This is a genomic window from Phytohabitans flavus (genome assembly GCF_011764545.1).
Taxonomy (GTDB): Bacteria; Actinomycetota; Actinomycetes; order Mycobacteriales; family Micromonosporaceae; genus Phytohabitans; species Phytohabitans flavus.
Window position 1 is genome coordinate 5,232,832 of the sequence record NZ_AP022870.1, and the last position, 13,716, is coordinate 5,246,547.

Sequence of the window (13,716 nt, forward strand, 5' to 3'; positions counted from 1 at the left end):
CGATCCGTCAACGCAGATCTGGCGCCTTGGCCCCAGACTTCCGACCCCGGAAGCTCTCTATAGAGCCTTCGGCGTCGGTCTTGGGCTTGTCCACAGTGGTTCCCTTGATCAGCGCGTCGGGGGCGAAGTAGGCCAGCGATCGTGGTACCCAGCTGTCGCTATAGGGACAGTGAGCCTTTCCGGGTAAGGCTCTGATTACCGGGCGCGGTTGTCCGGGATGCCCAAGGTGTACGCGAATCGCCCTGGTAGGCGGGGATGAGCTATGAAGGCGCGGAACGCCGGTACGAAAGTGTTCCTCTCACAGACCACGTCCCCGGAGTTCCGCGCCGCTGATGAGTATCACCTATACCGCCACGCTGCCCGTACGCGACCAGACCGTGTTCTACCTGTCCGGACTGCTGCATGCCGAACGTGCGCGGCGCGGCACCCGCACCGAAAGGCGTGCGAGAGGCGTACGGGCAGGGCGTGCAGGGCGCTGACCTGCTTCCGGCGGGCTGTGCTGGCGCTACGTTGGCTGCTGTACGGGACCCGGGCCCGGTCAATGTACGGCCGGCGTTGGCGGCATCGTGATGTGGTTGATCTTGATCGCGAGCCTGTCATCTACGGATCTGTATGGCGGTGCTATAATCCGCGCATGTCAGGGTGGCAGCGATTCAGTCTCCTGCTGTGGTTCATCGGAGCATGTTGGATAGGGTCAGCCATAGTCGGCGTGTATAACCACGACTTCTCAGACCTCTCGGGACTGCCCAATCATTACTACACGCGAGGCTTCATTGGCGGCGGCTTCATCGTCGCGTCCATGGCTGCCCTTACGCACGACTATCAGAAGCGTCGAAACAGCGCGAGTTCTCGGAGCCGTCCCAGCGGCGGTCATATGGCCGCACCTCAAAGGGATCGCGGAGACACTGGATTTAACGCGGCATTTTGGACGGCCCTCATCCTGTCGGTTCCGCTAGGGCTCCTTACGACGCTCCTCGGGCGTTTCCTGGGCCTGAATTGATGCATTACACTCTTACCTTAAGTCACTTTGTCACATACTCTAAGTTACTGGCCGTTTCGCTGTGACCCGGGTAGGAGTCAATGAGCCTTCCCGCGTAACGGCTGGTGTCGTTGGGTGATCAGGTGGTTCGGCCGTGTTCGATGTGGAGAAGGACGAGTGCGGCTGCGACAATGTCGCCGATTCGTCGGGGACAGAGGCTGACGTTGCGGAGGGCTTTGAACGTGGTCTTGAGCAGCGAATTGCCGCGTTCGCCGATGGCCCGGATCCCGTTGTGGACCTTGTCGTAGGTCTGCTGGGCATGTCGGTGAGTTGCCCGCCCTTGGGCTTCTTGAACGCCACGGTGATGGTGCCGGCCTCGCCCTCGTAGCCCAGATCGCCCAGGGCCCGCAGGTGCTCTGCGGTCCATACGGTGAGCAGGGACATCGCGGTAGCTCAGATCTCGATCAGTGGGGATAGGCGCGGGGAATGCGGGTGGTGGAGATCTCGTTGCGGAAGGCCTCGATGCGCCCGATCACCTGGCGCCGGCCGTAGGTGTTCTCGATGCGGCCGAGGTACAGGCATTGGGCGGCGAGCTTGTCCAGATCGACGGTGAAGTAGATGGCCATCAGCGGGTTGACGAACAGCGCGCTGCCGGTGGTGCGCCGGGTGAACTGGATATCCCGAATGCGCCGCGGGTGGCGGCGGCGATCTGGCCGTTGACGATGCTGGGCCGCTCCGGGGTGGCGGCCTGGGCGTCGGCGACGGCGTCGCGGTACAGCGCCGCTTCCCGGCTGTGGCCGGGTATGGACAGCGCGCCCAGGTAGCCGCCGTCGCGGTCGAGCGCGGCGATGTTCTCCAGCACCTGGACGTGGTTGACGCCGTGATAGGCGTCAATGCCGAAGCCGAGACAGGTCACCAGCTTCACCGCCACGTCCAGGCCTGCCACGGCGGCGAGGCTGGTGATGTCCTCCACGGGCGTGCCGAGGGCGGCTTCGTCACCGCGCAGCAGGATGTCGGTGCCGCCGTCGACGAGCACCACCGCGTCGATATCCAGTGTTTGGATGAGGTGCCGATAGGCGTCCCGCAACGGTTGGACGCCGAGCGGGGGAAAGGCGTACACCGTCGACGGTAGCTGCTGAGCGGCCAACCACCGGGCGAGTGTCCGCTCGGGGAAGTACCAGTCGGGGCTGGCGGAGTCGGGCGTCACCGCCGCGACATTCTCGGCCGCCCATATGTCGCGGTCGGTCAGTTCGAGTTCGGAGAAGGACAGGTTGGCCAGGTGTACCTGCGCCCCGTTCTGCCACAGCGCGAGAGCCAGCGGCAGACCGGCATAGACATCGAACCCGCCGCCCGCGCCAGCGATCAGGATGCTGCGGGCAGGGGCCAGAGCCATGAAAAGCGGTGGAGCGGCCAGCGAGGGCAGCATGGCAGGGCTCGTCACCGTTCAATGATCCGCCAAGGACGCAACCAGCTACGCCGTCGGAGCAGGATCAGCGAGACGTACGCAGGACGGCCTGGTTCGGACCTGGTAGGAGACCGCGGCGATGGCGAGGGCCCAGCCGTACCCGGCGAATGCGACCGAAGCCGCTCCGCCCAGGCTCAGCACCCCGTACTCCGTGAAGAAGGCGTAGACCAGGCTCCCGGTGCCGTAGAGGGCCAGCGTTGGTGCGATGAGCCATACCGGAGCCAGCGGCAAGAAGCGAGGCACCCGGCGGCCTGACAGCCAGAGCGTCCAACGTGGAAAGACCATCCCCCATGTCTGGACGAGCCCGAGCAAGAGAAAGACGGCTAGCCCGATCCCGATGACGCCGCCCGCGACCGCCTGCCACGTCGGCCGGAAGCCATTCGGTTCGATCCCGGCGACACCTGCCGCGCCCAGAGCGTGCAGGAAAAGGTACGGCCCGAAGACGCCGCAGCCGGCATAGGCGATCCGCCGAACCCGTGGCGGCGCGGCACTCGGTGTGGGGTACCACCGAGCCGACGATCGTGCCGAGTGGGCACTGCCGCAGCGGGCGCACACCCCCGCCCCTCGACGCTGCCACGACAGCGCGGTCGCGAGAAACAACGCGCCGACGACGGCCAAGGCCAACCGTTCGCCGAACGCCAGCCAATCACTGTTGCCGTCGCGATCGCGTACCGTGCCTGTCAGAGCCAGCTCGATGATGCTGAGCAGCACCCAGCAACTGCTGATCAGCGACAGCGCGGCCATCGTCCACAAGGCTGCGGATACGGCCAGCAGGATTCGCCCCCGCGGTGGCGCGACGATGGTGGTGGCTGCGGCGGCGGCTCCCACGAGCAAGACGGCAGCCGCCGGCCAAGCGGCATACGCCAAGCCGACGAACTCCTGATGCCCCGCGATCGCCGCTATCAACAGCGCGCAGCCATACAAGGCGCTGGCCGCACTCGCCGCCCAACCAACCCACGACGGCCACCGCCGCCACCAACCGGCCCCCGTGACCCATCGAGCACGGCCGAAAGTATTCACAACCCCGGCTGTGAGGCCACTGAGAGCGGGAACTCACATTGCCCGCCAGGGCTCCATCTCGGTACAGCCGAGACGCGGAGGGCGCAGCGATGAGATCTGGTGTTGGCGCGGCGTTCGTCGTGGTCGTGCTTGCCGGATGTACCAGCGCCGCGCCGCGGCCACCGGCGCCGGAGTTCTCCACGCAGCCGCTCCGGGCGCGGGCGGCGCACACGGCCACGTTGCTCGCCGACGGCCGTGTCCTGCTGGCCGGCGGCTGCGCGAACGACGGGTGCGGCACCGCCGACGCCGCGCCCCACACCGAGATCTACCTGCCCGGGCATGGGTTCGCGGCCGGGCCGGCGATGCGGCATCCCCGCGACGCGCACACAGCGACCACCCTGGCCGACGGCCGGGTGCTGTTCGTCGGCGGCTTCACCGGTGAGGGGCGGCCGCCCCTGGCGGAGGCGGAGATCTTCGATCCGCGCACCGTCGAGTTCGGACCGGGCGGCAGCCTGGGCACCGGGCGCGGTGGGCATGTCGCCGCGCGGCTGCCGGACGGGCGGGTCCTGGTCGCCGGTGGGTGGGTCGGTCTGCGGGCGTACACGGCGAGCGTGGAGATCTTCGACCCCGCGACCGGCGCCTTCACGGCCGGGCCGGCGATGCCCGGACCGCGCCTCGGTGCGGCGGCGGTCGCGTTGCCGGACGGCAGGGTCCTGGTCACCGGCGGTGAGGAGGCGCCACAGCGGGGGCTGGCGACCGCGCTCGTGTACCTGCCCGGCACGGGCCGCTGGCAGCCGGTCGGGCCGATGGGCACACCGCGGTACAAGCACGCCCTGGCCATGCTGCCTGACGGCCGCGTCATGGTGACGGGCGGCACCACCGACGACACCCGGCTGCTGGCCTCGACCGAGGTGTTCGACCCGGCTACCAACCGGTTCACGCCGGGGCCGGCGATGGGCGCGGAGCGGTACAAGTGCGCGGGCGCCGCGGTCGCCACCCGTGCCGGGCTGCTGGTGGCCTGCGGCGACCAGGTCGAGTCCTACGACGGGCGATCGGCCCGCTTCCGGCCCGTGCCCGGTACCCGGCAGGTCTGGCGGTCCTTCCCCACGGCGACCGCGCTGCCGGACGGCTCGGTGCTCGTCGTCGGCGGGTACGACCGGCAGATCCGCACCCACCGCGACGCGGCGGTCGTCCGCCCCGTCGGGTGACACGAGAGGATCACCACGAGACAGCCCTCGCTACCATGCCGGCCATGACGATCGGCATCAGGTCCACGGTGGTCGCCGTGGTCGCGCTCGTGGCCATCTCCGTCGCCGGGTGCGGGAGCCGGAACGGGCAGGCCAAGTTCCAGGAAAAGCTCACCGGCGCCGGCTTCGACCACGTCTCCGTCACCCGCGACGAGGAGGGCTCAGGCAGCAAGAAGGCGCTCGTCGCGTACGACGTCGACTGGCCCGCCAACACCGACGGCGACGACGCCACCTGCACCGTCGAGCTGGAGCACCCGGCCAATAAGAACGGCTCGCTCAAGGGTGGCGACTGGCACATCGACGAGGTCAACGGCCAGGACGTAAACGGCTGGGGCGGCGACAGCCCGAACCCGGCGACCGTCCGCCAGCTGCTCCAGGAGCACGGCTTCGACTGCTGAGGACTCGCGATCTCAGGGCGGCGGCTGAGATCTCGATCGCTAAAAGTGCACGAACGGACCCTGTCCGGCAGACGAACCGCGTCGGTACGGTCAGAGCGCGGGTCGCCGCTGACGCCGATTCACCGCACTTGTCGTCCTCATTAGACGATCCGGAGGGCAGGATCGTGGGAGAGACCCTTGCGCAGGCGTCGGCGATCGCGTTCGACGTCCACGGGCTTCCGCCACTGAAAAACGAAGCACTGTCCATCTTCGCCGCCGGCCACCGCCAGGCCGGCCGGGTGCGCACGCTGCTGGAGGCGGCCTGCGCGGCCGCACAGCGCACCGGCTGGACCGCGCTGGCCGACCCGGTCGCGCTCGACGTGGTGCTGCGCCGCCCGCCCGGCTCGCACAGCGGCGACGCCACCAACTTCCTGGGCGGGATCGGCGACGTCCTCCAGGACAAGCGGCGGTCGGCGCGCGGCAGCCTGGCCCACCTCGGCGTGCTCGTCGACGTGGCGCTCTACGTCGACGACCGCCAGATCCGCCAGCTCTCGTACCGGGAGGAGCACGCGGACGAGCCGTCGTACACGGTGCGGGTCTCCGCCCTCTAGGGCGTCAGCCGCGCAGGCCGTTGCGGAGCAGGTCGATCGCGCGGTCGGCGCTGGCCCGCCGGCGCTCGATGTCGTCGACCCCCTCGATCACCGACGCCACCATGCGCATGATGTCGAGCAGGTCCTCCTTGACCAGGTCGGAGCGGAGGGCGCCGTCCTCCTGCGCGCGCCGGACCGGCTCGGCGAAGGCCCGCACGATCCGCTCGGCCAGCGCCTGCAACTCCGGCGCCTCCGTGCCCTTGGCCAGCGCCTGGTGCAGGCCGTGGCTGCGCACCTGGTGGTCGAGCAACGCCCGCAGCAGCGCGTCGAACGCGTCCGCGCGGCCGTCGTGAGCCGCCGCAAGCCGCTCGATGTCGCGCACGTTGTCTTCGAAGATGGCGACCGCCAGCGCGTAGCGGTCCGGGAAGTGGCGGTAGAGCGTGCCGCGCCCGACGCCCGCGCGCCGGGCCACCGCGTCGAGCGGCGCACTGAAGCCGGCGATCGCGAACACCTCGCGCGCCGCCTCGATAATCAACGCCCGGTTGCGCCGGGCGTCCCGGCGGAGAGTGTGGCTCTCCGTGATCTGGACCGAGGTCACGCGCCGAAGTCTACGAGAACGCTGGCCGCGCATCCCCAGGAAAGCGTTACTCCGGCACCCCCGTGCCCATAGTTATGGATCACTCGGGCACCGCTGGGCAGCCGATCGGGGTCGGTGCCTACCCGAGCGCCGCCCCGCCGTACCGGCCGCAGCCCGGCCAGCTCGCCCAGCACCGGCGCGCCGGCGAGCTCCGGCACAAGCTCGGTGCAGCGGGCGACGATCCCCGCCGCGACCCGCGGATCCGGCGCCGTGTCCCACTCCCCCAGCTCGTAGGTGCCGCCCAGCACCACGTCCCGCGAGCGGGGATGCACGTAGACCATGCCGGCCGGGTGGTGCTCCTGCCGTACCGACGTCTCGATGCCCGGATTGGCGACCAGCACGACCCGCCCGCGGGCCGGTACCACGGCGGCGTCCGCGCAGAGCTCACCGGCCGCGAGGCCGGTAGCGTTGACCACGACGGGCGCCAGCTCCGCGGCCTCCGCCAGGTCGCGCAGGCGCCGGCGCTCCAGCGCCACGCCGCCGCCGGCCAGCCGCGCCACGAGCCACTCCAGGTAGGGGCCCATCTCCACGGTGGGCACGGTGAAGCGCCACTCACGGCCGTGGTCTTCAAAATTTGGTACGGCCGGCGCCCACCACGGGTCGTCGGACGGCTGGACGAGCATGCGAGTGCGGCGCATCACCACCCCGGGCGCGCCGGCGGCCGCCTGGCGGGCCAGCTCGTCGTAGGTCTGCCCAGCCCAGGCCAGCACCCGCGGATCCGGGTCGGTGCGGGTGGGGTACCAGACGGCGGCGGCCACAGCGGAAACGGTCTCGGCGGGCGGGTCGGCAGCGACCAACGCCACCTGCGCGCCAGCCTCACGAAGGCGGATCGCGGAAGTCAGTCCGATGACGCCCGCGCCGACCACGACAACATCGAACATTTGGGGTGGATGCACCACTTTCCGGGTGCCGGGTACGGTTGCTTCGCGCGTGAGTCTACTGGTGGCCCGGGGAGGAAGAAATTGCCGACGATGGATCCTTAGTGGGCTTTCCCATTACATAGACGCCACGACCCTGGTGGCCCTCGAGCACCCCGGCGTCCTGTAGGCGGCCGAGCGCCGCTTTGACCGGGGTGTCGCTGCACTCGTACGCCTGCATCAGCTCCGCGATCGAGGGCAGCTTGTCGCCCGCCTTGAGTTCACCGGACTCTATCCGTTCACGGATGTCGTTAATGATCTTGCGATATACGGGCACGGCGGGCATGTGCTGGCACTCCCCTTGGTCGGCGTATGACATTTGATCATGCCCGCCCTGGGGTCTCAAGTATTCGTGGTATCCAATTGACTCTGGGTCCTAAGAACCCTAGGTTGAACGTTCGGTGAGGCGGCTCTGCCCCTTGGTCGGCAACCTGGAGGCCCGGGTCGCCTCACCCTCCCAGGAGGTCCGATGCCGGACAGCTACGCCTACGACAACGACGTCGACGTGGCAATCCAGCAGCACATGTCCCTGTCCGCGATGCTCGACGACTTCACCCGCACCCGACTGTCCGCTGTAGACACTCTGGCCGGAGCGACCGCTCCGCCCAGCACTTTTCGCTGCCTTGAAGTGGGCGCCGGCGCCGGCAGCATCGCGCGCTGGCTGGCCGGCCAAGGCGCCTCGGTGATCGCGACCGACCTCAAGCCCGGACACCTGAACGAGGAGGAGAGGATCCGTGTGCTCGCCCACGACATCGTGGCCGAGCCGGTGCCCGACCCGCCGTACGACCTGATCCACACCCGCCTGCTCCTCATCCACCTGCCCGAGCGCGAGCAGGTGCTGCGCAAGCTCGCCGCCGCGCTCCGCCCGGGCGGCAGCCTGGTGGTCGAGGACTGGTACGTCCGCCCCGAACACATCCTCGTAGACGCACCCACCCCGTCCGACACCGCGCTCTTCGAGCGCTACCAACGCATCCTGCTCGACATCCTCGACAACGACCCGACCTGGGCCGCCCGCATCCACGGCCAGATGGTCGCCGCCGGCCTGCGCGAGGTGGACACCGCGATCCACTCCCCGGTATGGCCGGCCGGCAGCCCAGGCGCGCTGCTCGTGACGGTCAACCTGAGCCTCTTCCGCCAGCGCCTGCTGGACGCGGGCCTGACGAGCGGCGAGCTCGACCACCTGGAGTGGCTTGTCCGCGACCCCCGCTCCGGCCTGGTGATCCGCGGCCACCTCCTGTACTCCACCATCGGCCGCGCCCCGGAACTCTAATAGGCACTACTCTTTGGAGCTATCCACAATAGACATTGAGCTACCGCGACGTCCGCGGTGGTCCGGACCGCTGCTCCCGCGGCCTCACCCTCCGCGGTTCACAACCCCGCCGCCGGCCTCACGGCCGGCGGCGCCTGGCACAGAACCCCGATGGGGCTCCGATCACCGCACGGGATGGGCGGCTACCGCTCGGCCAGCGGCAGGTCGAGCGCCCGAGCCCGCCAAGTCGCGTAAATCGGGCGACCGCTGCCCGTGCGGCGCCTACATTTGCCGGCATGGCGACCCTTGAAGCTCTGCTCCACGACCGGCTCGCGCCCGCCTTCGAAGCGGTCGCCGGCGCGCGGGTGGATCCGAGCCTGCGGCGGTCGCAGCACGCGGACTTCCAGGCGGACGCCGCGCTCGCCCTGGCCAAGCGGCTCGGCCGCCCGCCTCGCGAGATCGCCGCCGACGTGCTCGGCAGCGCTCGCCTGGACGGGCTGGTGGCCACGGCGGAGGTCTCGGGGCCGGGGTTCATCAACCTGACGCTCGCCGACGACGCGCTCGGGCCGCTGCTCGGCGCGATGAGCCGGGACGAGCGGCTCGGCGTGCCACGTGTCGAGGCGCCGGAGACGGTGCTCGTCGACTACTCCGCGCCGAACGTGGCCAAGGAGATGCACGTCGGCCACCTCCGCTCGACGGTGATCGGCGACGCGGCGGTACGGGTGCTCGACTGGCTCGGCCACCGCGTGCTCCGCGCCAACCACCTCGGCGACTGGGGCACGCCGTTCGGGATGCTGATTGAGCACCTTGCCGACGAGGGCGAGAGCGGCGCGGCCGGGGAGCTGTCGCTCGGCGACCTCAACGCGTTCTACCAGGCGGCCCGCGCCAAGTTCGACACCGACGAGACCTTCCGCGAGCGGTCGCGCAGCCGGGTGGTCGCCCTCCAGAGCGGCGATCCGGGTACCCGGCACATGTGGCGGCTGCTCGTCGACGAGTCGGAGCGGCACTTCCTCGTCTTGTACGACCTGCTCGGCGTGCGCCTCACCGACGGCGACTTCCGCGGCGAGAGCTTCTACAACGACATGCTCGCGCCGGTCGTGGCCGAGCTTGACCGGCTGGGGCTGCTGCGGGTGAGCGAGGGCGCCCAGGTGGTGTACCCGGCGGGCTTCACCGGCCGGGGTGGCGAGCCGCTGCCGCTGATCGTGCGCAAGTCGGACGGCGGCTTCGGCTACCCGGCCACCGACCTCGCGGCGATCCGCTTCCGCACTGCCGAGCTGGGCGCCACCCGCCTGCTCTACGTCGTGGGCCTGCCGCAGAGCCAGCACTTCGCGATGGTCTTCGAGGTCGCCCGGGAGGCCGGGTGGCTCACGCCGCCGGCCCGCGCCGAGCACGTCGGCTTCGGCTCGATCCTCGGCCCGGACGGCAAGCTCTTCCGCAGCCGCGCGGGTGACACGGTCAAGCTCGGCGCGCTCCTCGACGAGGCGATAGCCCGCGCCGCAGCCTTGATCGCCGAGAAGAGTCCCGACCTCGACCCGGAGACCAGCGCGGCGGTGGCCAGGGATGTCGGGATCGGCGCGCTCAAGTACGCCGACCTCTCCAACGACCGCACCCGCGACTACGTCTTCGACTGGGATCGCATGATCTCGTTCGAGGGCGACACCGGGCCGTACCTCCAGTACGCGCGTGCCCGCATCCTGTCGATTTTCCGTAGGGGTGGCGTCACCCCGCCGCACGACCTGGCCGCGATCCCGGTCACCGCGCCGCCGGAGCGGGCGCTCGCCATCGAGCTGCTCGGCTTTACCGGCGTGGTCGCCGAGGTGGGCGAGTCGCTGGAGTTCCACCGGCTGGCCGGGTACCTCTTCCGGCTGGCCACCGTGTTCACCGCGTTCTACGAGCGCTGCCCTGTGCTGCGTGCCGAGGGCTCTGTGCGGGAGAGCCGGCTCGCGCTCTGCGACCTGACCGCGCGCGTGCTGGGACGTGGGCTCACCCTGCTCGGCATCGGCACTCCCGACCGGATGTGACACGTTCAGCATTGTCGTAAGTACGTAGTTGCGTAATACTCGGTGCATGACGAGCATCGAGGAACGCGTCCGTGCGCTTGAAGAGCAGATGACCGCGCTCGCCGCCCTGCTGGACCGGTCATCGCCGGAGGTCGGCGAGCCCGCCGCCGGTACCAAGGATGTCTTTTGGGCTTTGGAGGGACTCAAGCGGCGACTGCCCGGCGGCGCCGGCGCCGTCCTCTACACCGGGGCCGTGGAGCCGGCGGAGGGCGAGCGGTACGAGTGGCAGTACGGCGTGATGACCGCCGACCTGATGGCCGAGGACTGGTCGGCGGCGGCCACCGCGCTCTCCGCACTCGCCCACCCGGTGCGGCTGCTGCTGCTCCGCGAGGTGCTTGGCGGCCGCCACGGCGCGTCGGAGCTGTCCGAAGTGGAGGGTCTGGGCACCAGCGGCCAGCTGTACCACCACCTGCGCCAGCTCGTGAGCGCCGGGTGGCTGCGGGCGAACGGCCGCGGGCAGTACATCGTGCCGGCCGAGCGAGTGGTGCCGCTGCTGGTGACGCTCACGGCGGCAACCCGATGAGGTGGGACCGCTGGGGCGTCGGGGTGTCCGTGCTCGCGGCCGCGCTGGGCTGGCTGGCCGGGCCGCGGCCGGCCGAGCTCGGCGACGAGTCCACAGGGGACGCTCAGCTCGGCTCGCGGGTGCGGGCGCTGGCCAGCGACACGACGGGGTACCGCGGGCTGGCAGTCGCGTACGTGACGAGCGACTCGGTGCGCGTCGCCGGCCTGGGCGACGACGGGGCCGGCGGGGCGGTCGGTGGGGACACGCCGTTCGAGATCGGGTCGATCGGCAAGCCGCTGACCGGGATGCTGCTGGCCGACCTGATCCGCGCCGGTACGGTCCGCGCCGACGAGCCGCTGCGCGACCTGATGCCCACTGTGGACTTCGCCGACCCGGACACCGCCGCCACGACGGCCGAGGAGCTGGCCCGGAGGCCCCAAGATTCGCATTGACGGGGTCGAACCTTTACGCGAAGACGCCGATCAAGGCCGATAGCCGCAGATTTCCTTGGATCGACGTAAGCAGCACGGTGTCACGCTGCGATTGTGGCGAGAAATTGCCCCTGGAGGGGCGATTTTTCACCACGGACAACCAGGGCACCCACCGATCAAGGCCACACCCCCTTTCTCTGCGCAGCTCAAATCTCGATCCTGCGATGGCCATTGTGGACGGACCCACCTACCCCGACTCCAGAAAGCCTCTATAAAGCTTTCGGAGTCGGGGTCATTGAGTCTGTCCGCAGTCTCTCTGCGGGATCTGCGTCGCGTCGGGATTTGAGCCGCCGCGATGTCCGCCGCCGCGTCGCGAGATGCGGCTTTGTGAAGACTCGTGGTTGCCCTGGCAGCAATAAGTCTTCCCAAACCTCGACGGGCCATCACCGAGACCACCACCGCCGCGCGACACCAGGCGCACACCCCACCCGCAGTGCCGTCCCGTCGGCGGAGATCCCCGCCGGAGGCAAAAGAAAGGGGTAACCGCAACCCCGAGCCCCACAGAGCGACCCACGACACCGAAAGATCTCTAGATCCAGGCGCCGCGCCTTTGTGAACACCAACCGTTGCTATGGCAGCGGAAAACGTTCACAAAAGGCCGACGAGCCCTGCCCTCGCGGCAAGTCCTGGTGATCGTCAGCTCAGGCCCTAGGGAGCTTCGGGGTTTGGTCGGTCGGAGCCCTAGGCCCCAGATTCGCGTTGGCGGGATCGGCACCTGCGCGTAAAGGGCCGATCAAGGCCGCGTCCCCTTCCGCACGCGCTAGTGGGCGACGGCCTCACCCCCGACGGCATTGCCGGGGTCTGATTGTGAACCGCGGAGGGTGAGGCCGCGGGAGCAGCGGTCCGGACCACCGCGGACATCGCGGTAGCTCAAAGGTCTAAAGATCTAAAGGTCGCCTGGGGGATCGGCGAGGATCGGGAGGGTGCGGCTGCGGCCCGGGCGGGGGTACTGGCGGGCGGCGGTCGCCAGGCGGCTAGCGTGGTCCTGTTGCTTACGCCAATGGCCGTACAGCGAGCCGCGCTGGGATAGGCGGTCCACGGCGCTGATCGTCGCCGGGTCGACCTCGCCGGGTGGGGCGTCGCGCCAGGGGGTGCCGGGCAGGGGCATGAACGTGTGGGCGTGGATGCGGGCGCCCAGGTCGGCGAGCTCGCGGGCGAGCGACAGCGAGGCTTCCACATCGGACGGATCCTCGCCGGGCATGCCGAAGATCATGTCCACGTTGATGGTGAAGCCCTCGGCGATGCCCAGCCGCGCCGCGCGCTTGACCTCCTCGACGCCGTGGCCGCGCTTGGCCGCGTCGAGGATGCGGTCGGAGCCGGACTGGGCGCCGACGATGATGTTCGTGTTGGCGCAGTACTTGCGGACCAGCCGCAGCGCCTCGCGGCTCACGTGCTCCGGGCGGATCTCGCTGGGGAACGAGCCGAAGAACACTCGCCCCGCCGGGCCGATCCCCTCCTTGCACGTGGCGAGCAGCTCCTCGACGGCGGCGAGGTTGGGCTCTTCGCCGTCCGTGCCGTAGGACAGCGCGGTCGGCGTGATGAACCTGACGTCGCGCAGCCCCTTCGCACGCATCTGGTCGACGTGCCACCGGACATTGTGGACGCTGCGGTGGCGGAAGCGGGCGGAGAACATGAAGGGGGTCTGGCAGAAGCGACACGAGTACAGGCAGCCGCGGGTGATTTCCAGTGCGTTGAAGCGCTGCCACCGCAGCGAGAAGCCGCGGAACGTGTCGAGCGGCAGCCGCGCCGGCCGCCCCGTCTTCACGACCGCGCCGGTGGCGTCGCGGTAGACCAGGCCGGGCACGCCGGTCGGGTCGCCGCCCGCGTCGACGAGCGCGAGCAGCGTGGTCTCCCCCTCGCCGACCGCGGCCACGTCCCACCCGGCGTCGAGCGTCTGCACCGGCTCGGCGGTGGCGTGTACCCCGCCGGCGACGTGCCGCACGCGCGGCGAGTCCACTTTGGAGCGGATGGTGGCCAGCTCGGCGGCGAGCGCCTCGGCGTCCGGCGAGTAGAACGACCACAGCACAAGCACCCGCGGCGCCCGGGCCAGCGCCGCCTCGATCTCCTCGGCGGTCGCCTCGGGCGTGGTGGCGAAGCGCACGTCGTACCGCGTTGGCGTGTCGTGCTCCTCCAGCGCGCCGAGCAGCACATGCAGGCCGTACGTCACCGCCTTGCGGTAGCGCAGCACAATCACGAGATCCAC

Annotated in this window: 15 protein-coding genes and 1 pseudogene; 8 read left to right on the plus strand and 8 right to left on the minus strand. The window is 69.9% G+C overall.

The genetic code is table 11. The features are described 5' to 3' along the window. Nucleotides 1–332: 332 nt before the first annotated feature. A pseudogene (locus Pflav_RS48905) lies at nucleotides 333–532 on the plus strand (hypothetical protein); the annotation flags it as partial. A gap of 586 nt (nucleotides 533–1,118) precedes the next feature. Here Pflav_RS48905 and Pflav_RS22780 read toward each other — a convergent pair. The 4 genes from Pflav_RS22780 to Pflav_RS22790 are packed head-to-tail and all read right to left on the minus strand — an operon-like array spanning nucleotide 1,119 to nucleotide 3,272. After that, nucleotides 1,119–1,406, minus strand: coding sequence for a transposase family protein (locus tag Pflav_RS22780; protein ID WP_377308221.1), 288 nt, complete (start codon nucleotides 1,404–1,406; stop codon nucleotides 1,119–1,121). A 37-nt stretch (nucleotides 1,407–1,443) separates the two neighbouring features. Next, nucleotides 1,444–1,605 (minus strand): hypothetical protein, encoded by a 162-nt coding sequence (locus Pflav_RS46070; RefSeq protein WP_232071783.1) that lies wholly within the window; start codon nucleotides 1,603–1,605, stop codon nucleotides 1,444–1,446. Next, entirely contained in the window at nucleotides 1,605–2,405 is an 801-nt protein-coding gene (locus Pflav_RS22785; protein ID WP_232071785.1) for a DUF1152 domain-containing protein, read from the minus strand. The genes Pflav_RS46070 and Pflav_RS22785 overlap by 1 nt, the downstream gene beginning before the upstream one ends. Nucleotides 2,406–2,450: 45 nt before the next feature. Then, a complete protein-coding gene (locus Pflav_RS22790) occupies nucleotides 2,451–3,272 on the minus strand; it encodes a hypothetical protein (RefSeq protein WP_173038050.1) in 822 nt (273 codons plus the stop codon). Between the two features lie 281 nt (nucleotides 3,273–3,553). Between Pflav_RS22790 and Pflav_RS22795 the strand changes: the two genes are divergently transcribed. The 3 genes from Pflav_RS22795 (at nucleotide 3,554) to Pflav_RS22805 (ending at nucleotide 5,678) form a co-directional block, all read left to right on the plus strand. After that, nucleotides 3,554–4,651, plus strand: a complete 1,098-nt coding sequence (locus Pflav_RS22795) for a Kelch repeat-containing protein (protein ID WP_173038052.1) — start codon at nucleotides 3,554–3,556, stop codon at nucleotides 4,649–4,651. A 44-nt stretch (nucleotides 4,652–4,695) separates the two neighbouring features. After that, nucleotides 4,696–5,088 (plus strand): hypothetical protein, encoded by a 393-nt coding sequence (locus tag Pflav_RS22800; protein WP_173038054.1) that lies wholly within the window; start codon nucleotides 4,696–4,698, stop codon nucleotides 5,086–5,088. Between the two features lie 164 nt (nucleotides 5,089–5,252). Next, nucleotides 5,253–5,678: a RusA family crossover junction endodeoxyribonuclease gene (locus Pflav_RS22805; RefSeq protein WP_173038056.1), complete on the plus strand. Its 426-nt coding sequence runs from the start codon at nucleotides 5,253–5,255 to the stop codon at nucleotides 5,676–5,678. 4 nt (nucleotides 5,679–5,682) lie between these two features. Here Pflav_RS22805 and Pflav_RS47580 read toward each other — a convergent pair whose 3' ends face one another. From Pflav_RS47580 to Pflav_RS22820, 3 genes are read right to left on the minus strand one after another with little or no spacing between them, the layout of a single operon-like run. After that, entirely contained in the window at nucleotides 5,683–6,255 is a 573-nt protein-coding gene (locus tag Pflav_RS47580; RefSeq protein WP_269474532.1) for a TetR/AcrR family transcriptional regulator, read from the minus strand. Next, nucleotides 6,252–7,175: an FAD-dependent oxidoreductase gene (locus Pflav_RS22815; RefSeq protein ID WP_173038058.1), complete on the minus strand. Its 924-nt coding sequence runs from the start codon at nucleotides 7,173–7,175 to the stop codon at nucleotides 6,252–6,254. Before Pflav_RS22815 ends, Pflav_RS47580 begins: the two co-directional genes overlap by 4 nt. Nucleotides 7,176–7,230: 55 nt before the next feature. Then, on the minus strand, nucleotides 7,231–7,497 hold the full coding sequence (locus Pflav_RS22820; protein ID WP_173038060.1) for a winged helix-turn-helix domain-containing protein: 267 nt from the start codon (nucleotides 7,495–7,497) through the stop codon (nucleotides 7,231–7,233). Between the two features lie 183 nt (nucleotides 7,498–7,680). Here Pflav_RS22820 and Pflav_RS22825 point away from each other — a divergent pair, with 183 nt between their 5' ends. From Pflav_RS22825 to Pflav_RS22840, 4 genes are all read left to right on the plus strand, one after another. Continuing rightward, the gene (locus tag Pflav_RS22825; protein ID WP_173038062.1) at nucleotides 7,681–8,481 is read left to right on the plus strand and encodes a class I SAM-dependent methyltransferase; all 801 of its coding nucleotides are present in this window, start codon (nucleotides 7,681–7,683) and stop codon (nucleotides 8,479–8,481) included. Nucleotides 8,482–8,756: 275 nt separating this feature from the next. Continuing rightward, complete coding sequence (gene argS, locus Pflav_RS22830) at nucleotides 8,757–10,481, plus strand: arginine--tRNA ligase (RefSeq protein WP_173038064.1); 1,725 nt, start codon at nucleotides 8,757–8,759, stop codon at nucleotides 10,479–10,481. A gap of 46 nt (nucleotides 10,482–10,527) precedes the next feature. Continuing rightward, entirely contained in the window at nucleotides 10,528–11,043 is a 516-nt protein-coding gene (locus Pflav_RS22835) for a helix-turn-helix domain-containing protein (RefSeq protein WP_173038066.1), read from the plus strand. After that, nucleotides 11,040–11,474 carry a serine hydrolase gene (locus tag Pflav_RS22840; protein WP_173038068.1) on the plus strand — a complete coding sequence of 145 codons (435 nt, stop codon included), beginning with the start codon at nucleotides 11,040–11,042 and terminating at the stop codon, nucleotides 11,472–11,474. The genes Pflav_RS22835 and Pflav_RS22840 overlap by 4 nt, the downstream gene beginning before the upstream one ends. A 925-nt stretch (nucleotides 11,475–12,399) precedes the next feature. Here the strand turns inward: Pflav_RS22840 and Pflav_RS22845 are convergent. After that, a complete protein-coding gene (locus tag Pflav_RS22845) occupies nucleotides 12,400–13,716 on the minus strand; it encodes a TIGR04013 family B12-binding domain/radical SAM domain-containing protein (RefSeq protein WP_173038070.1) in 1,317 nt (438 codons plus the stop codon).